This is a genomic window from Bordetella tumbae, assembly GCF_054780995.1.
Genome location: NZ_BAAGVG010000027.1, coordinates 1 through 24,795 on the forward strand (window position 1 = coordinate 1; position 24,795 = coordinate 24,795).

Here is a 24,795-nt window from a genome sequence, read left to right on the forward strand (position 1 = left end):
CTGGCTAGGGTCAATGACCCTATCTACGTGTCCACTTACATTAGACCAGGACAGCTCATGGGCCGAGTCCGTGCGATAGGCCCGGCGCCACGCCCAGGCACGCGGCAGGGACGCCTTCAGAGAGACAATCAAGAGCAGCAAACGCCCACAACACCAACAGCGATAAAAAGAGAACGACAAGCGCTGATCAGCAACGCATCAGTCGCGTGTTTCGAGGACTTTGTTAATGCGCAGTGCCAGCAAGGTACACACCGTGCCCGACAGCAGATAAACACTCACGGCTACCAATCCAAACCGTGCCGACAATCCCAATGCGACCAGTGGTGCAAAAGCCGCGCCGATCAGCCACGCCATGTCCGTGGTCAGAGCCGCGCCCGTGTAGCGATAACGCCGAATGAAGTTGGCCGTCACGGTGCCCGAGGCCTGGCCATAAGACAAACCCAACAGCACAAAACCGATCAGAATGAACGCGTTCTGTGCGCTGGGCCCACCACCCAATAACCACGGCGTGAACAACGCATAAATGCTGATCAATACCGCCAGCAAACCCAACGTAGTACGGCGTCCAATGCGATCGGCCACCATGCCCGAAGCGATAACGCCCACGATACACAGTACGGCGCCAATGATTTGTACGATCAACACCTGGGGAATTTCTTGCGACTCGCGAATTGCGATCCACGACAACGGAAACACCGTCACCAAGTGGAACAGCGCATAGCTGGCCAGCGCGGCAAAAGCGCCAATGAACATGTTGTAGCCCTGCTCCCGGACCATCTCGCCTACCGGGATGGGCTCGAGCTCGCCTTCTTCGAGCAGCTGCGTATATTCCTCTGTGACCACCAGGCGCAGACGCGCAAAGAGCGCCACGACGTTGATCGCGAACGCCACAAAGAACGGATAGCGCCAGCCCCAGGCTAGAAAATCTGCCTCGGTCAGGGTGACATGCAAAAAGAGAAACAGGGCGCTGGCGACCATGAAGCCCACAGGCGCACCCAGCTGTCCCATCATCGCATACCAGCCGCGGCGATTGGAGGGTGCATTGAGTGCCAGCAGCGAGGGCAGCCCATCCCATGATCCGCCAAATGCCAAGCCCTGCATACAGCGAAAGATGGCCAGCAACACGATGGCATACGGCCCGATCACTTCGTAGCTGGGCAAAAACGCCATGCCTACGGTTGCCGTGCCCAGCACGAACAGCGCCACGGTCAGCTTGGTAGCACGCCCCCAGTATCGCTGGATCGCCATCGACACGACGGTGCCGACGGGGCGCATGATGAAGGCGAACGAAAAGATCACAAACGACCAAATCGTGCCCTGAAGCGGCCCCTCAAAAGGGAAAAATACCCTGGGGAAAACCAGTACGCAGGCAATGCCAAAAACAAAGAAATCGAAATACTCGGAGGCTCTGCCCACCACGACGCCCACCGCGATTTCGCTGGGCGCGACCTTGGCATGACTCCCCTGTCCGCTAGGCAAGGGCGCGCCAGGCGCAGGGGGAATATGACCAGGATATTGCGTAGTGGTCGACATGAGCTAGCTCGCAAAAAGAAGGGCTGGGTACACCTTGTCTACGATCTTGCGACATACGCTAGTAGGGTACGCTCATGTCCGGGACGGCTGCAAGCGTCTTGGTACGGCTCTGTGTGTCATACACGTCGATTCACAGACAGAAACGCGCCGAACGCTAGATTTTTCTCGATATCCAGCGTAGTGTTGCGCTTACTTCCCACGGTTACGTTTCGGGGTTTGGCCATGCCGTCTTTCCCAAGGCTCCGCGGATTTATTTTGTTTGCCCTTGTGCCCTTGCTGGGCGGGTGCAACGCGGTACTGCTATCGCCCTCCGGCGATATTGCTCTGCAGCAGCGTAATCTGATCATCATCTCGACCGTACTGATGCTGTTGATCATCGTACCGGTCATCGCGCTGACATTTTTATTCGCGTGGCGCTATCGAGAAACCAACAAGACTGCGCATTACGATCCCGAGTGGAATCACTCCACCGTGCTCGAGCTGCTCATCTGGGCGGCACCACTGCTCATCATCATCGCGCTGGGCGCAGTGACCTGGGTCAGTACGCATCAGCTCGACCCCTATCGCCCGTTGGTCAGGTTATCGGAGGGCCGGACGGTTCCGCCGGACACAAAGCCCCTGGTGGTGGAAGTCGTCGCACTGGACTGGAAATGGCTGTTCCTCTATCCAGAGCAAGGCATCGCCACGGTCAACGAAATGACTGCGCCCGTTGACCGCCCCATCCAGTTCAAGATCACATCGTCGTCGGTCATGAACTCCTTCTTTGTGCCAGCCTTGGCGGGCCAGATCTATGCCATGCCGGGTATGCAGACTACCCTGCATGCAGTGATCAATCACCCCGGCACATACGAAGGCCTGTCCGCGAATTACAGCGGCGCGGGGTTCTCCGGCATGCGATTTGCATTCCATGGCGTCGATCAGGCCGGATTCGACAAATGGGTGGCGGACGCACGAGCTGCGGGCAGCACGCTCAGTCGCGAAACCTATCTGCAACTGGAGCAGCCTAGCGAGCGCAATCCGGTGACTCGCTACGCGAGCGTCGCGCCGGGCCTGTTTGACGCGATCGTCAACCGCTGCGTAGAACCCAATCGCATGTGCATGAGAGAAGTCATGGCCATTGACGCTCAAGGCGGCTTGGGCATCCCCGGTGTCTACAACGTGACAAGCCTGGATCCTGCCGTGCGCGAGCGCCTCGGCCTGACGCAAACGCCCCCGCGTCAATACGTGGGCTCAATGTGTACGTCGCCGGCGCAATTACTGCTCTGATGGGGCGAGCTGTCGGGCATGTGCTGACAGTGTCGTGAATTGATGGTCTTTAGCCTGAGATCGAGATGACAGATCAAACAGACCTTACCCGCCTGATCTTCGGTCGACTGACCTGGGAATCCATTCCGTATCACGAGCCTATCCTGCTCGTGACCTTTATCGTCGTCGCCATCGGCGGCATCGCGGTGCTGGGCGGCATCACGTATTTCGGCAAATGGGGTTATCTCTGGCGCGAGTGGTTCACCAGCATCGACCACAAGAAAATCGGGATCATGTACATGATCCTGGGCATCATCATGCTGCTGCGTGGATTTTCCGATGCCATCATGATGCGGGCGCAGCAGGCCATCGCGTTCGGCGACTCCGCCGGGTATTTGCCGCCCCATCACTATGACCAGATCTTCACCGCGCACGGCGTGATCATGATTTTCTTTGTGGCCATGCCCTTGGTCACCGGGCTGATGAATTACATCGTGCCCTTGCAGATCGGTGCGCGCGATGTCGCATTTCCCTTCTTGAACAACTTCAGTTTCTGGATGACCACGGGCGGCGTGATACTGGTCATGCTGTCGCTGTTTGTCGGTGAATTCGCCAAGACGGGATGGCTGGCGTATCCACCCTTGTCAGGGATTGCGCATAGTCCGGATGTGGGGGTCGATTACTACATCTGGGCATTACAGATAGCGGGGGTAGGCACACTGCTGTCGGGCGTCAATTTGCTGGTCACCATCGTCAAAATGCGTGCGCCGGGCATGACGATGATGCGCATGCCGATCTTTACGTGGACTGCACTGTGCACCAACGTCCTGATCGTGGCGGCCTTTCCGGTCTTGACGGCCGTGTTGGCGCTCCTGACGATGGACCGCTATGTGGGCACCAATTTTTTCACAGCAGACTTCGGCGGCAACGCGATGATGTATGTGAACCTGATCTGGATCTGGGGCCACCCGGAGGTCTACATCCTGATCCTGCCCGCCTTTGGCATTTTCTCCGAGGTCGTGGCGACGTTCTGCCGCAAACGCTTGTTCGGTTATGCATCCATGGTGTATGCCACGGTCGTCATCACGGTGTTGTCTTATCTGGTCTGGCTGCACCATTTCTTCACCATGGGGTCAGGGGCCAGCGTCAATTCGTTTTTCGGGATCACGACGATGATCATCTCGATCCCGACGGGTGCCAAGATTTTCAACTGGCTGTTCACGATGTACCGTGGGCGCATCCGATTCGAAGTCCCCATGCTGTGGACGATGGGCTTCATGGTCACCTTTGTCATCGGGGGCATGACAGGCGTGCTGCTGGCGGTGCCGCCCGCCGATTTCGTACTGCACAATAGTCTGTTCCTGATCGCGCACTTCCATAACGTCATCATCGGCGGGGTGTTGTTCGGCCTGATGGCCGGTATCACGTACTGGTTCCCCAAGGCCTTTGGCTACAAACTGGATCCGTTCTGGGGCAAGTGTTCGTTCTGGTTCTGGCTGGTCGGTTTCTATATCGCCTTCATGCCACTCTATGCGTTGGGCTTGATGGGCGTCACACGCCGCGTGAATCATTTCGACGATGGGTCGTTGCAGATATGGTTCCAGGTCGCTGCATTCGGTGCATTCCTGATTGCACTGGGGATCGCCAGTTTCTTGATTCAACTTGTCGTGAGCTACCGGCGCCGGGAATCGTTGCGCGATTTCACGGGCGACCCCTGGGACGGCCGTACGCTGGAATGGTCCACATCATCGCCGCCGCCAAGCTACAACTTTGCCTTTACGCCTCGTGTCCACGATCAAGACGCCTGGGCGCAAATGAAACAGCATGGCTATCAACGGCCGCAACAGGGCTTTATTCCCATCCATATGCCTAAAAACACGTGGGCCGGCATTGTGCTGGCGGGCATCAGCGTAGTAATGGGATTTGCGCTGATCTGGCACATGTGGCCGTTGGCGATCCTGTCGTTTGCGGCCCTGATCGTGGTGGCGATCATCCATACCTTCAACTACAAGCGCGACTACTACGTGCCGGCGCAAGACGTCGTGCAGACCGAAGCCGCGCGCACCCGGTTGCTGGAACAACATGTCTGATACCTTGGCCCCTCCCCTGACTGGCAGCGCCGCGCCGCCATCCGAGCCCGTGTTCTACGTCCCGGTCGAACACCACCCGAAGAACGGCACCCTGCTGGGGTTCTGGGTGTACCTGATGAGCGACTGCCTCATCTTTGCCTGCCTGTTTGCCACGTATGGCGTATTGGGCCGCAACTACGCGGCAGGCCCATCAGGCGCGGATCTGTTCGATCTGCCGCTGGTCGCAGTCAACACCTCGCTGCTGTTGCTATCGTCCATCACGTATGGCTTTGCCATGCTGGAGATGCGCAATAAACGAGTGGGCATGGTGCAGTTATGGTTGGGCATCACAGGAATCCTCGGCCTGGGCTTTTTATCGCTGGAAATGTACGAGTTCGTGCACCTGATCGAACATGGCGCGGGTCCGCAACGCAGCGCTTTCCTGTCATCGTTCTTTACGCTGGTCGGCACGCACGGGCTGCACGTGACCTTCGGTATCGTGTGGCTGGTGACGCTGATGGTCCAGGTGAAAAAGCATGGCCTCATTCCTGAAAACCGTCGCCGCCTGATGTGCCTGTCGCTGTTCTGGCATTTCCTGGATCTGATCTGGGTCGGTGTGTTTACCTTTGTCTATCTGATAGGAGTGCTGCCATGACCGCGCATACCGATCATCTGCCGCACCACGGCTCCGATCATGGACATGGCCACCACGACGAGGACGAAGACGTCGGCCACGGTACCTTCAAAAGTTACGTCACGGGCTTTGTCCTGGCCGCCATCCTGACGGCCATTCCATTCTGGCTGGTGATGGGCAAGGTGCTGGAATCCTCGCGCGTCACGGCCTTGGTGCTGATGGCCTTTGCCGTGGTGCAGATCGTGGTGCATATCGTCTATTTTCTGCACCTGGATACCAAGGCCGAAAGCGGCTGGAATATGTTGGCATTCATCTTTACCCTGGTACTCGTTGTCATCACGCTTAGCGGGTCGATCTGGATCATGTATCACCTGGATTCGAATATGATGCCCATGTCCGTTCACGACATGCGAAATATGCCCTGATGACTCCAGGAAAAGTAGAAACCCAATCCCCCGCTCCTCGTCCCCGCAGTACCCTCACCCTGATCGTATTCGGGGTGATTGCGCTCGCCATTTTTGCCGCGCTGTGTGCACTGGGCACGTGGCAAGTCCATCGTCTTGCCTGGAAAGAAGCCCTCATCGCCAGTGTCAACGCGCGCGTACACTTGCCTGCCGTGCCTGCCCCGCCCGAGGCCGAATGGCCGGCCTTGACCTATGACAATGCGGAGTACCGTCACGTCACAGTGGCCGGTCAGTATGAGTTTGATCGGCAGATTCTGGTCCAGGCGGTCACTGACCTGGGCGGCGGCTACTGGGTCATGACCCCTCTGCGTCTGGCCGACGGCAGCACGATTTTGATCAACCGCGGCTTTGTTTTGCCCGAATGGCGCAAAAACCCGCCTGCGGAGACCGCCCCCGCAGAACCGGTGCAGGTCACGGGCCTGTTGCGTATGGGGGAGTCCGGCGAGGCCTTTTTGCGGACTAATGACCCGGCTGCCGATCGCTGGTACACGCGTGACCTGCAGGCCATTGCAACGGCGCGCCAGTTGACCAATGTCGCCCCGTATTTCATTGATGCGGATGCCGCCAGCAATGGCAATAATCGGGATCCCGCGCGTGCGCCCGTGGGCGGATTGACTGTGCTCACGTTTGCCAACAGCCACCTGAGCTATGCCATTACGTGGTATGCCCTGGCCGCGATGCTGCTGGTAGGAGTCTGGATTGTGGTGCGCGAGGAAAAACGCCGGCGCAAAGGCATACCGTCCTAGGCGTGTCCGGGCGCGACTTCAAGCGCTAATTTCCCGTCGGGAGCATCTCAGCGGGCCGCTCAACAGTGGGCTAAGCGCAGCCTACTGCAATGGCGCCGTGCAACCGAACAGCCCTAGGCTAAAAAAGACGCCCGCCCATAGCGGCTGCCATCGATCAACAGCCATGCTCAGAGGCGTACATGGTCCCCGCACGCTCTGCCGGCGTCCGCCTCAGGGCAACGGCTTTAATGCCCACGTCACGGCCAACCATAGCACCGACAGGCCTGCCGCCCCCAGGAATACGGCATTCGTGCCCACATTCGCGGCCAGCCATCCGCCCAGCGCACCACCGCAAAACAGGCCAGCGGCCTGGGCGGTGTTGTAAAACCCGAGCGCCAGACCCTTGTACTGGGCAGGTGCCACGCGCGACACCAAGGACGGCTGCAAGGCCTCCAGCACGTTGAACGCCACGAAAAAGGCCGTCATCACGAGCGCCAGGGTATAAAAACCCTGACTGGCCATGGGCAGCAGCGCGCACACCACAATCAACCCGGCTACGGCAGCGCGCAGCGCGCCCCGGTGCGCCCGGCGGCGTTCAGCGATAAAGATCACGGGCACCATCAGAATGAATGACACCACGATGATGGGAAGATAGACCTTCCATAGTGCTTGCGCGTCCAGCCCCCCGGTATGCGCCAACAAGGCGGGCACCACGACAAAGAGCGCGACTTGCGTACAGTGCAGGACAAACACGCCAAAATTCAGGCGCAGCAAATCGGTATGGGCCAGGACCGCATGCGGGCCGGCATTATTCATGCTGCGCGCGTCAGTCCGAGGGACAACCGGCACGACCCAGCGCGCAACGGCCAGGCTGGCCACGCCCAGACAGGCGATCGTCCAGAACAAGCCGGACAAGCCCCACCACCCTACCAGCAAGGGCGAGAGCACCAGCGACACGGCAAACGACAGCCCGATAGAGCCGCCCACCATAGCCATGGCGCGCGTACGCACCTCATCGCGTGTCGCATCGGCCAGCCAGGCGGTAACGGCGGCGGAAATGGCGCCGGCGCCCTGAATGGCACGGCCTATGGTGATCCAGAACACGTCCTGCGCCTGGGCGCACACGATACTGCCGATGATGAACAGCACCAGGCCGGCGATCACGACGGGACGCCGTCCCCAACGGTCGGACGCCAGGCCAAAGGGAATCTGCATGAACGCCTGGGTCAGCCCGTACATGCCCAGTGCCAGCCCTACTTTCATGGGGTCGTCGCCCCCCGGCAAGCCGCGGGCCGCGACAGCGAATACCGGCAGCAATAGGAACAGGCCCAGCATCCGGCACGCGAACAGGCCAGCGAGCGCCACGCTGGCGCGTCTTTCAGACGGGGTCAACTTCAGTTTGGGTTCGGCCGGCATGCAACAGGGATGGAAAAAGCCTCAGCGCGCTATAGTACCAAGTTGGCCTTTGAAACTGCTGAATCTGCCGATGAACGCGATACGCATCCGGGGTGCTCGCACCCACAACCTCAAAAACGTCTCGCTGGACTTGCCTCGCCACAAGCTGGTGGTGGTCACGGGCCTGTCCGGCTCGGGCAAATCATCGTTGGCCTTTGACACCTTGTACGCCGAGGGGCAACGCCGCTACGTGGAGAGCCTGTCAGCCTATGCCCGGCAGTTTCTGCAGTTGATGGATAAACCCGATGTCGATCTGATCGAGGGCCTGTCCCCGGCGATTTCCATCGAGCAGAAAGCCGCCGGCCATAACCCCCGCTCGACCGTCGGCACCATTACCGAGATTCACGACTACCTGCGCCTGCTCTATGCGCGGGTGGGTACCCCGTATTGCCCGGATCACGGCCTGCCTTTGCAGGCGCAGAGTGTGAGCCAAATGGTGGATGCCGTCCTGGCCTGGCCCGATGAAACGCGTCTGGCTGTCCTGGCCCCCATCGCCCGGGCACGCAAGGGCAGCTTCGAGGACGAATGCGCCAGCTTGCAGGCCCAAGGCTATGTGCGGCTGCGCGTGGACGGACAAATGCAGGAAATCAGCGAGATGGCCCCGCTGAAGAAAAACGAGAAACACGACATCGATGTGGTGATCGATCGGCTGCGCATCCGGCCCGAAAGCAAACAGCGGCTGGCGGAAAGCTTCGAAACCGCCATGCAGCTGGCCGACGGCCGCACGGTGGCACTGGATATGGACAGCGGCCGTGAACAGGTGTTTTCCAGCCGCTATGCCTGTCCCGTATGCAGCCACAGCCTGCCTGAACTAGAGCCGCGCCTGTTCAGTTTCAACAATCCGATGGGCGCCTGCCCTTCCTGTGACGGGATTGGGCAGGTCGGCTTTTTTGACCCCAAGCGCGTGGTGGCATTTCCGGAGCTCAGCCTCGCGGCGGGTGCGGTGCGCGGCTGGGACCGCCGCAATGCCTTTACGCATTCACTATTGACCAGCCTGGCGGCGCATTTTGAGTTCGACATTGAGACGCCTTTCGAAGAACTGCCGGAGGACGTGCGCCACAAGGTCCTGTACGGCTCGGGCGAAGAAGAAATCGCCTTTCTCTACCTGAATGAAAAAGGCCGCAGCACGGTCAAGCGGCACGCGTTCGAAGGCATCATCCCCAACCTCGAACGCCGTTGGCTCGAAACCGACTCGCCCACGGTGCGCGAGGAACTCGGCAAATATCGCAATATCAAAACCTGCCCCGATTGCGGCGGCTCGCGGTTGCGCGCCGAGGCGCGCCACGTGCTGATCGGCACCGATCCGCGAGGAGGCGAACGCCACGGCCAGGCGATATACGAAGTCGAGGCGATGCCGCTATCGGATTGCCTGGCGTGGTTCCGCGCGCTGACATTGACGGGCGCCAAACAGGAAATCGCGCAGCGCATTGTGCGCGAGATCGAGGCCCGGCTGAGCTTTCTGAACAACGTGGGGTTGAATTATCTGTCGCTAGACCGCAGCGCCGATACGATCTCTGGCGGCGAGGCGCAGCGTATCCGTCTGGCCAGCCAGATCGGCTCGGGTTTGACCGGGGTGATGTATGTGCTCGACGAGCCCTCTATCGGTCTGCATCAGCGCGATAACGATCGTCTGATCGGTACACTGCAGCACTTGCGCGACCTGGGTAATAGCGTCATCGTGGTCGAGCACGACGAGGACATGATCCGCCTGGCCGACTGGGTTGTGGATATGGGCCCGGGCGCAGGTGAACATGGCGGCCAAGTGGTGGCGCAGGGTACGCCCGAAGCAGTCCAGGCAGACCCTGCCTCGCTTACCGGCCAATATCTGAGCGGCACACGCGCGATCGACATTCCCAAACGGCGTCCGGTCAACGATGAGCAGCCATGGCTAGTGCTGGAAGGTGCCAGCGGCAACAATCTCAAGACCGTCGATTTGCGTATTCCTGCGGGCCGCCTGGTTTGCGTGACGGGTGTATCAGGGTCCGGCAAGTCCACCGTGGTCAATGACACACTGGCAGTGGCGGTGTCGCGCCAATTACATCACGCGCAAAGCGAACCCGCACCCTATGTCTCGCTCACCGGCCTGGAGCATTTCGACAAGATCATCAGCGTCGATCAAAGCCCCATCGGCCGCACGCCTCGCAGCAATCCTGCCACGTATACGGGGCTGTTCACGCCAATCCGCGAATTGTTCGCAGGCGTACCCGAGGCGCGCACACGCGGCTACGATCCCGGACGATTCAGCTTTAACGTCAAGGGCGGGCGGTGCGAAGCTTGCCAGGGCGACGGCGTGGTCAAGGTCGAAATGCACTTTCTGCCGGACATGTATGTGCCGTGCGATGTGTGTCATGGCAAACGCTATAACCGCGAAACACTGGAGATCCGCTACCGGGGCCGCAATATCAGCGAGGTCCTGGATCTGACGGTCGCTCAGGCGCTGGAATACTTTGAATCCGTGCCCGCGATTGCCCGCAAACTCCACACGCTGATGGACGTGGGACTGTCATACATCCGCCTGGGACAAAGCGCGACAACGCTGTCGGGCGGTGAAGCCCAACGGGTCAAACTGTCACTGGAACTGTCTCGCCGCAGCACGGGACGCACGCTTTATATCCTGGACGAACCCACCACCGGCCTGCATTTCCGCGATATCGAAATGCTGCTGCAAGTGTTGAATCAATTGGTGGACAGCGGCAACACCGTGCTGATCATCGAACACAATCTGGACGTGATCAAAACGGCCGATTGGCTGGTCGACATGGGCCCCGAAGGAGGCGATGGCGGTGGCATGGTTGTCGCCACCGGCACACCGGAAGACGTTGCGGCGAATCCGAAGAGCCATACCGGACACTATCTCGGACGAGTCCTGCAACGTGGCAAGTAATTCCGGCACGGGGTGGCCGATGTTCTATGCGGACATCGACCACGCTCTGGCCGATCAACGCATGTCAAACAAACGCCGGTGCTCGCGGATCGCATAGCGGTCCGTCATGCCGGCAATGTAGTCTGCGATAGCGCGTGCCTGCTGTGGTTCGTCTCGCCGATGATCGGGCGGCAGCAAACGCGGGTCGGACAAAAACGCCTCGAATAGCTCTCGAACGATGCGGCGCGCTTTTGTGGTCATGCGCATCACGCGATAGTGACGATACAGATTGTCGAATAGAAAGCGCTTGAGTTCGTCGGCCTCGCGGCGTACCTCATCGGAAAATCCCGCCAAGGGCGGCGATCGACGCACCGCATCGCTATCGATTGGGGCCGTGTCGGCAATGCGGGCCAATGAGGTCGCCGTCAAATCGACAATCAGCGTATTGATCATGCGACGCACCGTCTCGGCAATGGCACGGCGCGATGCCAACTGCGGATAACGTTCGAGCACCTCTCGATGATGACGTGCAAAGATAGTCACGTCTTGCATTTGTTCGATCGTGATCAGACCCGAGCGCAAACCATCATCGATGTCGTGATTGTTGTAAGCAATCTCATCGGCCAAGTTCGCCAACTGCGCTTCCAGCGACGGCTGAGTACGATTCAGAAACCGTTCGCCCACATCGCCTAATTGGCGGGCGTGCACCACAGAACAATGCTTCAAAATGCCTTCGCGCGTTTCGAAGCAGAGATTCAGGCCACTGAAGTCGGCGTAACGCTCCTCGAGCTCGTCAACCACGCGCAGGCTCTGCAGATTGTGTTCAAAGCCGCCCGCCTGCGGCGCCAGTTCACGCATGCAGGCATTCAACTCATCCTGCCCGGCGTGGCCGAATGGCGTATGGCCCAAGTCATGCGCCAACGCAATCGCTTCGGTCAAATCCTCGGAAAGCCCCAAGCTGCGCGCCAGCGTACGTGCAATCTGCGCGACTTCCAGGCTATGCGTGAGACGAGTCCGAAAAAGATCGCCCTCGTGATTCACAAAGACCTGCGTCTTGTATTCGAGACGACGAAAGGCCGTGCAATGAATGATGCGATCGCGATCGCGTTGGAACTCAGTCCGATTCTGCGGCGGCGGCTCGGCGTGTCGCCGCCCCCGCGTTGTCAAAGGGTCAGATGCGTAGCGGGCCAATTCGGTCATCGTGAGCATCCTCCCTGGTGATTTACTGGACGGTGCGAGCCAGTACGCGGTGCACGGCCTCCAGCGGCGCCGTCCGCGTGATGGCTTGGCCAATACCAGGCATCAGCACAAAGCGTATCTCGCCGCCCTCGGTCTTTTTGTCGACCTGCATCAGTGCGAGCCATCGGTCGGCCCCCAGATCGGGCGCCACGACAGGGCAGCCGATGGCCTGCACCAGGTCTCGCACACGCGCCACGTCCGCCTGCGGGAAACCGGCCACCTCGGCCGACAACTCGGCCGCCTGCACCATGCCGCAACCCACGGCTTCGCCGTGCAGCCATTCACCATATCCCAGACCGGACTCGATGGCATGACCAAAGGTATGGCCCAGATTCAGAATGGCACGCAGACCGGATTCGCGTTCGTCCTTGCCGACAACGAGCGCCTTTAGCTCGCACGAGCGGCGAATCGCATAAGCCAACGCCGCCGGATCCAGAGCACGCAGGGCGGCCACGTTGTCTTCGCACCAGCGCCAAAACTCTGCATCCAGAATCAAGCCGTATTTGATGACCTCGGCCAAGCCCGCCGATACCTCGCGCGCAGGCAAGGTAGCCAAAACGTCCGTGTCGATCTCGACGGCGATCGGCTGATAAAAAGCGCCGATCATGTTCTTGCCCAAGGGATGATTGACCGCGGTCTTGCCGCCAACCGATGAATCGACTTGCGCCAACAAGGTCGTAGGCACCTGAAGGAAGCGAATCCCACGCATATACACGGCCGCGGCAAAACCCGTCATGTCGCCAATCACGCCGCCGCCCAAAGCTACCAGCACGGCACGGCGATCCAGGCGATGCGTCAACAATGCATCGAAAATCAGATTCAATGTCTGCCAGTCTTTGTGCACCTCGCCGTCCGGCAACTCGATGCGCAACACGCGGCGGCCCGTGCGAGCCAACGCCGCCTCGACACGTTCGCCATACAAGGCGGACACGGTGGGATTGGTCACAACGGCAATCGCCGTGGCATCGGCAGGAATGGACTGATCCAGCACGTCCAGCCGGCCCGGCCCGATATGAATGGGATAGCGTCCACCCGGGGTATCGACATCAACAACAGTCATAAATTCTTCTCGTAGGCTTGCAGCAACGGCAGTATCGATTTCACCAACTGAGATACCGGCACTGTACCGGTATCGATCACTAAATCAGCCACTTCTTCGTATAACGGCGCCCGTTTGACCATCAGATCACGCAGGGTGCCGCGCGGGTCGGCATTGGCCAGCAACGGACGATTGCGATCGCGGCTGGTGCGCCGGACCAACTCGTCGAGACTGGCCCGCAAATACAGGACTACGCCGCGTTCGCTCAGCATGCGGCGGTTATCGGCTGCCAAAATGGCCCCGCCGCCCGTGGCCAGGACAATACCGCGCCGGCTGGAGCAATGATCCAGCGCCGCGGCTTCGCGCTTGCGAAACCCGTCTTCGCCTTCGATCTCAAAGATGATCGGCACGCGTACCCCGCAACGTGCCTCGAGCTCGTGGTCCAGATCGAGGAATTCGCGCCCTAGTGCACGGGCCAGCCCACGGCCAATGGTCGTCTTGCCCGCCCCCATCATCCCCACCAGAAAAATGGGCAGATCGTGCGGCAGACTCGCAAAAGGGCCTGCCTCTGGGGCAGCGCAGACGCTCTCGGCTGGTTCCGCACTGGCGGCGGATGCTATATTGGCAGGGACGTTCATGCTGGCATTATCCCATTGCCAGCCGGTTGCTCGCTTACCACACTGAACGAATTTGTTACAGAAACCCAGTAACGGCCATCAAGCGGCGCCACTGTTACCCGTAAAATCGCCGCGATGAGCAAGTCGCAAAACTCCTCCAAAAAAGCCCCTCCCCAAAAAAGCGGATCGCCTATTTTGCGGTTTTTCGTGAAATTGGGCATCTTCTGTGGCGGCATCGCCCTGTGCGGCATCCTGCTGGGCGGGATGGCGCTGGCGTTGGCATGGCCCAACCTGCCAGACCTGCATGCCATGACCGACTACCGGCCACGCGTGCCGCTGCGCATTTACACCAACGATCATGTCCTGATCGGCGAATTTGGCGAAGAACGCCGCAATGTGCTGCGTTTTGATGAAATTCCCGACGTCATGAAATCCGCCGTACTGGCGGCCGAGGATGACCGGTTTTACGAACACGGCGGTATCGACTGGATGGGCGTGGCCCGTGCCGGCCTGACGAACTTGGTCAGCATGTCCAAGTCGCAGGGCGCCAGTACCATCACCATGCAGGTGGCGCGTAATTTCTATCTGTCATCGGAAAAGACTTACTCGCGTAAGTTTTACGAGCTGCTACTGACGTTCAAGATCGAGTCCGAGCTCACCAAGAATCAAATTCTTGAGCTCTACATGAACCAGATCTATCTGGGCCATCGGGCTTACGGCTTTGCGGCCGCATCGCGCACTTATTTCGGCAAGCCCCTGTCCGAGGTGACGGCAGCCGAGGCAGCCATGCTCGCCGGCATCCCGAAGGCCCCGTCGCGTTTCAATCCCATCGCCAATTTCAAGCGCTCGGAAATACGGCAGCACTACGTATTGGGCCGCATGCATTCGCTGGGCTATCTGACCGATGCCGAGTACCAGCAGGCCAAGTCGCAGCAAATCGTGATGAAGGCTGCCGAAGGCACGCCCGCCGGCGGTTACGCCATCCACGGTGAATATGTGGCCGAGCTTGCACGCCAATTGCTTTACGGCGTGTACCAGGACGAGCTGTATTCGCGCGGGATCAATATCTACACGACGGTCAGCTCAAAAGACCAAGAGGCGGCATATAACGCCGTACGCGACGGTGTCCTGCAATACACGCGCCGAGCCGTCTATCCGGGTCCCGAAGAACAGCTCCAGATGCCCGACGGTATCGAAAACGATCCGCAGGCGCTGGATGATTTTCTGGATGCGGCATTCGAAAAATACCCTGACAGCGGCGATCTGCTGACCGGCGTCATCCTGTCGGCCGGCCCCACCGAAATCAAGGTCATGCGCAGTGCCAGCGAGATCATCTCGATCACCGACAAAAAGGTGCTGAACGTCGTGGCACGGTCGCTGAGCGCCAAGGCGCCCGAAGACAAACGCCTCAAGCGCGGCTCGGTGGTGTATATCCACAAATTCGGTGATGGCTGGGAAGTCATCAATATGCCCGCGGTACAGGCAGCTTTTGTGGCGTTGTCGCCCCAAGACGGCGCAATTCGCGCCATGGTGGGCGGGTTTGATTTCTATCGCGGCAAATTCAATCGTGTCACGCAGGCGTGGCGCCAGCCCGGTTCAAATATCAAGCCCTTCGTCTACGCCGCCTCGCTGGAGCGCGGCTTGACGCCCGCGACGCAGATTTCTGATCAGCCGTTCCAATTGACCGCGTCGCAAACCGGCTCCAAGCCCTGGAACCCGAAGAACTATGGGAACACCTACGAGCCCATGCTGACGATGCGCCAGGGCCTGTATAAATCCAAGAACATGGTGTCGATCCGTATCCTGCAGGCCATCGGCCCGCAGTACGCACAGGACTACCTGACGCGCTTTGGCTTTGACAAGGCACGTCAGCCTGCCGTCTTGCCGTTGGCGCTGGGCGCAGGCTCGGTGACGCCGCTGCAACTGGCAGGCGCTTACGCCGTCTTTGCCAACGGCGGCTACCGCATCGCGCCCTATCTGATCGAACGGGTGACCGACAGCAGCGGCAAAGTCCTCATGCAATCCAAGCCCATCGTGGCAGGCGACGAGGGGGCACGCGCCATTGATCCCCGTACCGCCTTCGTCATGGATGACATGCTGCGCGGCGTGGCCACCAGCGGCACAGCGGCTCGTGCACGCGTCATGCTGAAGCGTTCGGATGTGGCCGGCAAAACCGGCACCACCAACGAATCGGTCGATGCCTGGTTCTCGGGCTACACCCCCTCATTGGTGGCGACCGCGTGGATGGGCTTCGATCAACCGAAATCGCTGGGCTCGCGCGAAACAGGCGGTGGTATCTCCATGCCTATCTGGGTGGAATACATGAGCGAAGCGCTCAAGGGCGTACCCGAGCAGAAAGCGCGCCAACGCCCCGAGGGACTGATCGTGGATCGCGGCGAGTATTACTTCTCGGAATTCCCACCAGGTCAGGCCGTTGCGCGACTGGGCTTGTCTGAGCCCACTCCCGTGGAGTCTGACCAATTGGGCGATTTCTTGAACGATCTGACGGGTGGCAGAGACAACAGCATCCGTGTCTCGCCCAACATGAGCTCCGGCCAGCAGGCCATGCCCTGGAACGAGAAGATACCCTTCTGAGGTCCGGGACGATCCTGGCCGGCCGTACTCTTGTGATTACAGGCGTACGGCCACCGGAATTCCGGCAGCCTCGGAACAAATCTGGGACAAGGCGTCGGGCAATTGCGGGCCGCCGCGCGTGTTGATCCAGTTTCCACCCTCGTAGCGGTAATGAAATCCGCCGCTACGAGCAGCGACCCAGATCTCTTGCATCGCCGCCTGGCTATTGACGACGACATGGGTGCCGTCCTCGAAAACCAGCGTCAGCACATTACCGCTGCGGCTGGTCTCGATATCGACATCCTGCGACGCCGCCCAGTCATCTGCCTGACTTTCGATACTGTTGAGCACTTGGTCAACCAACGCAAGGAATTCGGTTTCAGTCATAATCGAGCCTGCAAGAATTACGGAGTTTCGAGTGTCCCACATGGCACATGGCCGCATGGTCTTACGCATTGTAGCCACGCTCGCCGCAGTCAGCCTGACCGCGGCCTGCGGCTTCAAGGGCCCGCTTTATCTGCCGCCAGAGCCGGCGCAGGACGAGGCGCCGCCCCCGCCCCAGACGCAGACCCAACCGTCCGAGCGAAACAATACCTCTCCAGCTACCTCACCTCCATGACTTCCCTTTCAGCGCAGTCCGGCTTGGCCGGACATCCGCATTTCCACTATCAGGACGGCGTTCTGCACGCCGAAAACGTCTCGCTGGCCGCTCTGGCCAGCCAATTCGGCACACCGCTGTACGTGTACTCGCGTGCGGCACTGGGCCAGGCCTGGCGCTCGTACCGCGACGCCATCGGCGACCGCCCGGTGCTCGTCTGCTACGGCATGAAGGCCAACTCCAATTTGGCTGTCCTGAAAGAATTTGCGCGATTGGGCTCGGGATTTGACATCGTATCGGGCGGCGAGCTGCAGCGCGTCCTGGCCGCGGGCGGCGATCCAGCAAAAGTCGTGTTTTCCGGCGTGGGCAAACAGGTCTGGGAAATGCGCGCCGCACTCGAAGCTGACGTCAAATGCTTTAACGTCGAATCGCAAGCCGAATTGCAATGCCTGTCGGATGTCGCGCAGTCCATGGGGCGGCGTGCACGAGTATCGCTGCGCGTCAATCCTGACGTGGACGCGCAGACCCATCCCTATATTTCCACCGGGTTGAAAGAAAACAAATTTGGCATCGCGATCGAGTCGGCGCTGGACGCCTATCGCACCGCAGCCGCCCTGCCCGGCCTCGAAGTCGTAGGGGTGGATTGCCATATCGGCTCGCAACTCACCGATATCAGTCCGTATTTTGATGCGCTGGAAAAGCTGCTGGATCTGATTCAGAAATTGGACGCCGCGGGTATTTCCATCAAGCATCTGGACCTGGGCGGTGGCCTGGGTATCCGCTATACCGACGAAATCCCGCCCTCACCCAAGGCGCTCCTGGACCAGGTATTCGAGCGTCTGCAGGCGCGCGGCCTCGCCCACCTACACCTAGTCCTGGAGCCGGGCCGTTCACTGGTAGGCAATGCAGGTGTGCTCTTGACCACGGTTCAGTATCTGAAACATGCGCCGGCACGCAATTTCGCGATCGTGGATGCTGCCATGAACGATCTGCTGCGCCCGGCCCTGTACGATGCCTATCATGGCGTACAGCCCGTCGTGCCGCGCGACGGCCAGACCGATGAATACGATATTGTCGGCCCCGTCTGCGAGAGCGCAGACTGGTTGGCGCGCCAACGGCAGTTGGCCCTGCAGGCAGGCGACGTGCTGGCGCTGGAGTCCGCCGGCGCCTACGCCATGGTCATGGCCAGCAACTACAACACGCGCGCGCGCGCCGCCGAGATCATGGTCGATGGCAACCAGTACCATGTCGTGCGCCAACGCGAAACGCTGGACGATCTGCTGCGCGGCGAATCCATGCTGCCTGATTGACGCCGCATAGTCCTATATATCGGCCGAACCCGCCTCGTGATGAATGGGGCGGGTTTTTTGTTGCCGGGCCGTCCCAAAACAAAAAACGCCCCCGCGGGGGGCAGCAAGCCGAAGGCGCAGCGTGGGGGCTTTTTTTTTGGTTTTACGGTAACGATGTTTTGATAGACTGAAACGTCCCTTGCTGCAGAAGGCCCCAAAATGAGCACATCGAACAGCAATATCCCCATGCTGCGCAATCGCACGTTTGACGAGATTGCAGTCGGCGACAGCGCTTGCACCGAGCGCGTGCTCATGCTGCAAGACATTCAGTTATTCGCTTTGCAGAGCGGCGACCTCAATCCACAACACCTGGATCCCGAATTTGCCGCAACCACGCCGTTCCAGGACATTGTCGCGCATGGCATGTGGGGGGCATCCCTGCTATCGGCAGTCCTGGGTAACCAACTCCCTGGGCCAGGAACCGTCTACCGAAGCCAGACATTGCGGTTTCTGGCGCCGATCCGGGTGGGTGACCGCCTGACTGTACAAGTAACCGTCATCGCCAAAGACGCCGCGACCCACTGCGTCACACTGGCTTGCACCTGCGTGAACCAGCATGGCACGACGGTGATCGAGGGAGAGGCCGAAGTCAGCGCTCCAGAACACCACATCGAGCGCCCCCGCACCGCTTTACCGGAGATCCGCTTGGATGCTCATGGACGTGACGGGCTGCAGAAGCTGCTCGCGCGCGTTGCGAGTACCGGACGAATCCGTGTCGCCGTCGTGCATCCCTGCGACGATGTGAGCCTTTCTGCGGCGCTGGAGGCACGGGATGCCGGTCTGATCGATCCTGTACTGGTCGGACCGCGGCCCAAGCTGACCGCGGTAGCTGCCGAACAAGGACTGAGCCTGGACGGATTAACGATCGTCGATGTGCCTCACAGCCACGCGGCGGCCGCAGAAGCCGCCGCCCTGGCCGGCAAAGGCGACGTCGAGGCCCTGATGAAGGGCAGCTTGCATACTGACGAACTGATGGCAGCTGTGGTGTCGTCGGCCGCGGGACTGCGCACCAAGCGCCGTATCAGCCATTGCTTTCTACTGCACACACCGGCCTACCCGCGGCCTTTCATCGTGACTGATGCAGCCATCAATATCGCCCCTACACTCAACGAAAAAGCCGATATCGTCCGCAATGCGATCGAGTTGGCTCAGGTGATCGGTGTGGCCGAGCCGAAGGTAGCGATTCTTGCCGCTGTAGAGACCATCAACGGCAGCATGCCTGCCACACTGGATGCTGCCGCCCTGTGCAAAATGGCCGATCGCGGCCAGATCACCGGTGGCCTGTTGGATGGCCCTCTGGCCTTCGACAACGCCGTCTCGATTGCCGCGGCGCATATCAAGGGGATCGCCTCACCAGTCGCCGGTCAGGCCGACATTCTGGTCGTGCCTGATCTCGAGAGCGGCAACATGCTGGCCAAGCAATTGATCTACTTGGGCGGCGCCAATAGCGCCGGCATCGTGCTGGGCGCCCGAGTGCCGATCATCCTGACCAGCCGCGCCGACTCCCGCCAATCACGCATCGCTTCATGCGCGATCGCGGCAATGCTCGCACACCATTACCGGTCAACGCCTCCGTAATCCATTGCTCACACAGCTGCAGTGCTTCGCTCTTGGAGATCGTGCCTCATGCCTTCCCCTGCTACACGCCACCGCCTCATTCTGGCATTGAACTGCGGCTCATCGAGCATCAAATTCGCGGTATTCGACGCCGAGGCCGTCCCCCTGCCGCGTAAGCCCTTGTGGAACGGCAAAGTGGAAGGGATAGGTGGCCCCGAGCCGGATTTCGGGGAAACAGGATCGGCTCCAGAGCCTGTGACGCTTGATCCGGAGCATCCCTACCGGGCCGCACTGCAAGTCATCCGCGAGCGGATCGTCGCCAGGCTGAATGGGCGGGAGATCGTCGCGGTGGCGCATCGCGTCGTTCATGGCGGCAGCAAGTATTTTGAAGCGACTCGCCTCGATCACCACGTATTGGCCGATCTCAAAAGCTACGTCCCGCTGGCGCCGCTGCACCAACCTTTTGCGCTGGAGGCCATCGAGATCCTGTTACGCGAGCGGCCAGACATTGTGCAAGTTGCGTGTTTTGATACCAGCTTTCATCACACGATTCCCAAGGTCGAGCAAATGCTGCCGTTGCCATACGCCGCCTGGGAGAGAGGTCTGCGCCGTTATGGCTTCCATGGTCTGTCGTACGCCTATATGGCCGCTGCACTGCCCGAGCGCCACGGCAATATCGCCCGAGGCCACACCATCGTGGCGCACTTGGGCAGTGGGGCCAGTCTGTGCGCCATGCGCGACCTGCAAAGCATCGCGACCACAATGGGATTCTCGGCGCTTGACGGCCTGATGATGGGCACCCGCACGGGCTCGCTCGATCCCGGCGCAGTGATCTATTTGATGGAAATCGAAAAGCTGTCTCTGGAAGAAGTCGGCCAAGTCCTCTATCGGCAGTCCGGCCTTTTGGGCGTGTCAGGCATTTCCGCTGATCCGCGCGCCATCATCGAACACGAGCAAGATACCGATGAACGCGGCGAGCGGGCACGCATCGCACTTGACCTGTATGTGCGACGCATCGTGCGGGAAATCGGTGCATTGGTTGCGGTATTGGGTGGCCTGGATCTCTTGGCCTTTACTGCCGGCATCGGCGAACACAGCGCGTATCTGCGTCGCCGTGTCTGCACCGACCTCGCTTTTCTAGGCGTGAAATTGGACGAGGAGTCCAATGCGGGTAATGCACCAGTCATATCCGCCAACGACAGCCTGATCACCGTAGCGGTGGAACCGACCAACGAAGAATGGATTGCCGCGGATTGCGCCCGCTCGCTCCTGGATGCGCAAACCTCCTGATGAGCTGCCTCCAGCACGCACGTTGGCGCGCATTACAGTTCGCCGTAGGAATGCAGCCCCGACAGGAACATATTCACACCCAGGAACGCAAAACCGGTGATCAACAGCCCTACAAGCGCCCAATACGCCGCGAGATGGCCTCGCAGCCCCTTCATCAAACGCATATGCAGCCAGGCGGCGTAATTCAGCCACACGATCAGCGCCCAGGTTTCTTTGGGATCCCACTGCCAGTAGGCTCCCCATGCATCCGCGGCCCACAACGCCCCCAAAATCGTCGCTACGGTAAAGAACGCAAAACCGATCGCGATGGCGCGATACATGATGTCGTCCAGCACTTCCAATGACGGCAAGGCCTGTGCAATACGGCGCCGCCCCAGCAGAATACCGCCCACGATCACGGCGCCCACGCCGAAATAAATCATCCAGGTGGCCGACAAACCATCGGTGCGAAACACCATGGGTTCCGCGCACAACAACACGCCCAACACAAACAAGGGCGCCAGCTTGGCCCACGATGTCGTCGTACCGTGCTGCTTCACCAGATAAGCAAAGCCCACCATAGCCGCCAACGAAAACGTGCCATAGCCAATAAAGTTGGCGGGGACGTGCAATTTCATCCACCAGCTCTTGAGCGCGGGCACCAGCGGCTGAATCTGGCCGGCATCACGCGTAAAGGCGTACCAGAGCAAAAATACGGTGGCCGACGAGATCACCAACAACACAAAGCCGCCTAACGCACGCGTCGCGTATTTGCGTTCGTAATACAGATAAAACAGCGCGGTAATCAGTGAAAACAGTACGAAAACCTCGTACAGATTGCTCACCGGGATATGGCCCAGGTCGGGCCCCATCAAATGCCCCTCGCGCCAACGCACCAGCAAACCCGTCAGGCCTGCAAACACCGCGCCCCACGTCAGCGCCGTCCCCAACCACGCGGCCGTCGGGCTGAGAATGCCGATCCAATAGCAAATCGTAGCCAGGATGAACAGGGCGCTCATCCACAAGATGGCCGATTGTGACGAGAACAGATATTTCAGGAAAAACACCTGCTCGGCACGCGCCAGATCCTGCTGGTAGAGCAGCAAAGCGAATCCGGCCGCGAGCGCACAGGCGATCATCAAACGCCGCAACGGACGCCAGAGCCACCCTAGCCAGGTCAGTGCGAACACCGTACCGCACAGGATGATTTTCTCGTAATAATCCATGGCGCTGCCGTAGGTGGTCAGCGCGTAGCCAGCCCCGACCGCCAGCAGCAGAAAGAAAACAATGTCGGTCCAGTCCGGTCTACCGCGCAGCGCACGGGCATCTCCGGTGGCGGACAAGGCCGGCTGCCACAAGGCATCGGCCGATTGGGAAGAAGTACTGACGGACATGGAAAACCTCAAGACCTGTTCCGGCGCAACAACGCCTGTTTGAAGCGTTCGAACTCCTGATTGAAGTCCAGTGTACGCTTCTGCGACGTCATGGCGGCCTGGACATCACTGCCCGCGCCATCGGCGGCGGGCTTGATCCACACCCACACACGCCGGTCGCGGATATAAAACATCGAGAAAACCCCCAACACCAACAACAGGCAGCCAATATAGACGGCGGTCTTGCCCGGGGTTCGGCTGACCTGGAACACACTGGCCTGCACGTGTTTGAAATCGCTCAGTGTCAAGAAAACCGGTGCGGGGTACACATTCAGATCGGACAATGCAGCCACGGCCAGGCGCGACCATTGCGCGGCTTGTTCGGCTTCGGGGCCCGTTTCGGGCAACGCCGGCAAGCCCGCGCGCTCACGGGCCACGGCGCGCAATTCCGCCATGGACACGCCGATCAAGCGGATCACTACGTCTGCCGCACGTTCCAGATCGGCTTGCGGTGTGTTGGCCTGCAAAAAGCCCGCGATGGCCTGCAACCCGCCGCTCGAGAACGTATCCAGAGCACGCTCGGCTGCCGCCTGCAGCGATGACCGCTCAGCGGGCGATGGGCTATTGCGCTCAGCGAAACGGCGAGCCGCCTCACGACGCGCTGCAGGATCAGCCAAGGCGGCGCGTAACTGCATGAATTCGACGAGCGAGCTGTCCGCATCTGCCGGGATACGTAAATAGCGGTAGTTTTCCGAGGCGTTGTTGCGCACACCGGCCAAAAAGACCGCCGCACCATCCAGCTCGACCGGCAACATGTAGTTCATGAACTCATGCGCTTGTCCCGCCTGGTCAATCAAACGGTATTCCACGCTGGGACCCACATTGCGCAGATGCTCGTTTTTCTTGCCCGCTGCACTGCCGGACACCGAGGCGACGTGCTCTCCCAGCGTCATGGGTTTGCCAGTCGGCGCACCTCTGGTGAGATCCTCGACATTGATGGGGCGCAGCGCCGTGATATCGACCTGCATCTCCCGCGCACTGCCATCACCGCTACGGGCGGTAATTTCGGCTGCCTTGCCCACTGTGCTATCGACTTCGAATGGCGCATTGCTAGCCCCCACCAGAGGGTAGCCTTTCAGCTTCACAGTGCTGCCACCATCATCAAAACTGGACTGATAAACCGTCACCCCCTTGTAGCGCAGCGGCTCGTTGACCTCGATGGTCGAATCAAAGGTCTTGCCCGTATCGGGATCGGTGACCTCGACCTCGCTGGCAAAACGGCTGGGCATGCCGGTAGAGTAATAGTCCACCAGGAATTTCTTGAGCTTCAGGGTAAACGGCAAAGGCTGGACCAGCGCACCATCCCCCACCATCACCACTGCCGTGCTGGCTTGTCCGCCTTCGGGAATCAGCACGCTGGCACGAAAGCTGGGATTCGCCACCGAGAGCCGCCCGCTGGTTGGTACTTGCGAAATCAGCATGTTTTCCACAATCGGCTGCTTACCTGCCAGCATCACCTGCAAACGCACCCCTAACTCGCTGTCCAACAGCCCCCCAATACAGATAATCACCATGGCGGAATGGGCGCAGATATATCCGAGACGATTGGCGCTGCCTTTCTTGGCAGCCAACATCACGCCTTCACCGTCCCGGCGCTCGCGCACTGCATAGCCTTGCTGGGCCAGCAGCCCCTTTACGCCCCCGGCTGCCTCATCCACCGCAGCCCCATCACGGATTTCGACACGGTGGGGAAACGCTCGCAGGCTGCTCGCGCGCACATGTTCACGGAACGACCGTGCATCGCGCAGCATCTTCGGCGTATTGCGGATCAAGCACACCGACGTGGAGACGACCAGAAAACCCATGATGGTTAAGAACCACCAACTGTTATACACATGCCAAATCGAGAATTTATCGAACACTTCGAACCAGAAAGGCCCAAATTGGTCGATATACGTGTTCGATGGACGATTTTGCGCCAGCACCGTGCCCAGCAGGCTGGCGATACAGATGAACATCAACAGGCTCACCGCAAAGCGCATCGAACCGAGCAGTTCGAAGACATCGCGGGGCAGATTGCGAAGGGGATAACGAGAGGGCTGGGTGCTTGAGTTCATGAAAAAAAGGGGGCCGCATAACCGGCTACCCCCTTATGGACAGTATCTCTGGAACCTGGTTCCAGAGATACCCGT

Annotated in this window: 19 protein-coding genes; 11 read left to right on the plus strand and 8 right to left on the minus strand. The window is 59.9% G+C overall.

Annotated features, from left to right (window positions below):
- Positions 1 to 198: 198 nt before the first annotated feature.
- The gene (locus ACYVI2_RS28655; RefSeq protein ID WP_415821080.1) at positions 199 to 1,533 is read right to left on the minus strand and encodes an MFS transporter; all 1,335 of its coding nucleotides are present in this window, start codon (positions 1,531 to 1,533) and stop codon (positions 199 to 201) included.
- 222 nt (positions 1,534 to 1,755) lie between these two features.
- Here ACYVI2_RS28655 and cyoA point away from each other — a divergent pair, with 222 nt between their 5' ends.
- The 5 genes from cyoA (at position 1,756) to ACYVI2_RS28680 (ending at position 6,691) form a co-directional block, all read left to right on the plus strand.
- Positions 1,756 to 2,799, plus strand: a complete 1,044-nt coding sequence (gene cyoA / locus ACYVI2_RS28660; protein WP_415821079.1) for a ubiquinol oxidase subunit II — start codon at positions 1,756 to 1,758, stop codon at positions 2,797 to 2,799.
- A 65-nt stretch (positions 2,800 to 2,864) separates the two neighbouring features.
- Complete coding sequence (gene cyoB / locus ACYVI2_RS28665) at positions 2,865 to 4,868, plus strand: cytochrome o ubiquinol oxidase subunit I (RefSeq protein ID WP_415821078.1); 2,004 nt, start codon at positions 2,865 to 2,867, stop codon at positions 4,866 to 4,868.
- Complete coding sequence (cyoC, locus tag ACYVI2_RS28670; RefSeq protein ID WP_415821077.1) at positions 4,861 to 5,502, plus strand: cytochrome o ubiquinol oxidase subunit III; 642 nt, start codon at positions 4,861 to 4,863, stop codon at positions 5,500 to 5,502. The genes cyoB and cyoC overlap by 8 nt, the downstream gene beginning before the upstream one ends.
- Positions 5,499 to 5,906, plus strand: coding sequence for a cytochrome o ubiquinol oxidase subunit IV (cyoD, locus tag ACYVI2_RS28675; protein ID WP_415821076.1), 408 nt, complete (start codon positions 5,499 to 5,501; stop codon positions 5,904 to 5,906). The genes cyoC and cyoD overlap by 4 nt, the downstream gene beginning before the upstream one ends.
- Positions 5,906 to 6,691: an SURF1 family protein gene (locus tag ACYVI2_RS28680; RefSeq protein ID WP_415821075.1), complete on the plus strand. Its 786-nt coding sequence runs from the start codon at positions 5,906 to 5,908 to the stop codon at positions 6,689 to 6,691. Before cyoD ends, ACYVI2_RS28680 begins: the two co-directional genes overlap by 1 nt.
- Positions 6,692 to 6,901: 210 nt before the next feature.
- On the opposite strand, the gene ACYVI2_RS28685 is transcribed toward ACYVI2_RS28680, so the two are convergent.
- Positions 6,902 to 8,086: an MFS transporter gene (locus tag ACYVI2_RS28685; RefSeq protein ID WP_415821074.1), complete on the minus strand. Its 1,185-nt coding sequence runs from the start codon at positions 8,084 to 8,086 to the stop codon at positions 6,902 to 6,904.
- A 70-nt stretch (positions 8,087 to 8,156) separates the two neighbouring features.
- On the opposite strand from ACYVI2_RS28685, the gene uvrA reads away from it, so the two are divergent.
- Entirely contained in the window at positions 8,157 to 11,009 is a 2,853-nt protein-coding gene (gene uvrA / locus ACYVI2_RS28690; protein WP_415821082.1) for an excinuclease ABC subunit UvrA, read from the plus strand.
- Positions 11,010 to 11,063: 54 nt separating this feature from the next.
- Here the strand turns inward: uvrA and ACYVI2_RS28695 are convergent, their stop codons facing one another.
- Genes ACYVI2_RS28695 through ACYVI2_RS28705 form a run of 3 tightly spaced genes read right to left on the minus strand, consistent with a single transcriptional unit; the run spans position 11,064 to position 13,904 of the window.
- Entirely contained in the window at positions 11,064 to 12,188 is a 1,125-nt protein-coding gene (locus ACYVI2_RS28695; RefSeq protein WP_415821073.1) for a deoxyguanosinetriphosphate triphosphohydrolase, read from the minus strand.
- Positions 12,189 to 12,210: 22 nt separating this feature from the next.
- A complete protein-coding gene (gene aroB / locus ACYVI2_RS28700; protein WP_415821072.1) occupies positions 12,211 to 13,287 on the minus strand; it encodes a 3-dehydroquinate synthase in 1,077 nt (358 codons plus the stop codon).
- Complete coding sequence (locus ACYVI2_RS28705) at positions 13,284 to 13,904, minus strand: shikimate kinase (RefSeq protein ID WP_415821071.1); 621 nt, start codon at positions 13,902 to 13,904, stop codon at positions 13,284 to 13,286. Before ACYVI2_RS28705 ends, aroB begins: the two co-directional genes overlap by 4 nt.
- A gap of 114 nt (positions 13,905 to 14,018) precedes the next feature.
- Between ACYVI2_RS28705 and ACYVI2_RS28710 the strand changes: the two genes are divergently transcribed.
- Positions 14,019 to 16,478: a penicillin-binding protein 1A gene (locus tag ACYVI2_RS28710; RefSeq protein ID WP_415821070.1), complete on the plus strand. Its 2,460-nt coding sequence runs from the start codon at positions 14,019 to 14,021 to the stop codon at positions 16,476 to 16,478.
- Positions 16,479 to 16,514: 36 nt separating this feature from the next.
- On the opposite strand, the gene cyaY is transcribed toward ACYVI2_RS28710, so the two are convergent.
- The gene (gene cyaY, locus ACYVI2_RS28715; protein WP_415806926.1) at positions 16,515 to 16,844 is read right to left on the minus strand and encodes an iron donor protein CyaY; all 330 of its coding nucleotides are present in this window, start codon (positions 16,842 to 16,844) and stop codon (positions 16,515 to 16,517) included.
- A 55-nt stretch (positions 16,845 to 16,899) separates the two neighbouring features.
- On the opposite strand from cyaY, the gene lptM reads away from it, so the two are divergent.
- The 4 genes from lptM (at position 16,900) to ACYVI2_RS28735 (ending at position 21,251) form a co-directional block, all read left to right on the plus strand.
- Entirely contained in the window at positions 16,900 to 17,076 is a 177-nt protein-coding gene (gene lptM, locus ACYVI2_RS28720; RefSeq protein ID WP_141217731.1) for an LPS translocon maturation chaperone LptM, read from the plus strand.
- Positions 17,073 to 18,365: a diaminopimelate decarboxylase gene (lysA, locus tag ACYVI2_RS28725; protein ID WP_415821069.1), complete on the plus strand. Its 1,293-nt coding sequence runs from the start codon at positions 17,073 to 17,075 to the stop codon at positions 18,363 to 18,365. Before lptM ends, lysA begins: the two co-directional genes overlap by 4 nt.
- Before the next feature lie 198 nt (positions 18,366 to 18,563).
- Positions 18,564 to 19,982 (plus strand): bifunctional enoyl-CoA hydratase/phosphate acetyltransferase, encoded by a 1,419-nt coding sequence (locus tag ACYVI2_RS28730; protein ID WP_415821068.1) that lies wholly within the window; start codon positions 18,564 to 18,566, stop codon positions 19,980 to 19,982.
- Positions 19,983 to 20,030: 48 nt separating this feature from the next.
- Positions 20,031 to 21,251, plus strand: a complete 1,221-nt coding sequence (locus tag ACYVI2_RS28735) for an acetate/propionate family kinase (RefSeq protein WP_415821067.1) — start codon at positions 20,031 to 20,033, stop codon at positions 21,249 to 21,251.
- A gap of 32 nt (positions 21,252 to 21,283) precedes the next feature.
- Here the strand turns inward: ACYVI2_RS28735 and ccsB are convergent, their stop codons facing one another.
- On the minus strand, positions 21,284 to 22,624 hold the full coding sequence (gene ccsB, locus ACYVI2_RS28740; protein WP_415821066.1) for a c-type cytochrome biogenesis protein CcsB: 1,341 nt from the start codon (positions 22,622 to 22,624) through the stop codon (positions 21,284 to 21,286).
- 8 nt (positions 22,625 to 22,632) lie between these two features.
- On the minus strand, positions 22,633 to 24,720 hold the full coding sequence (locus ACYVI2_RS28745) for a cytochrome c biogenesis protein ResB (RefSeq protein WP_415821065.1): 2,088 nt from the start codon (positions 24,718 to 24,720) through the stop codon (positions 22,633 to 22,635).
- Positions 24,721 to 24,795 lie beyond the last annotated feature (75 nt).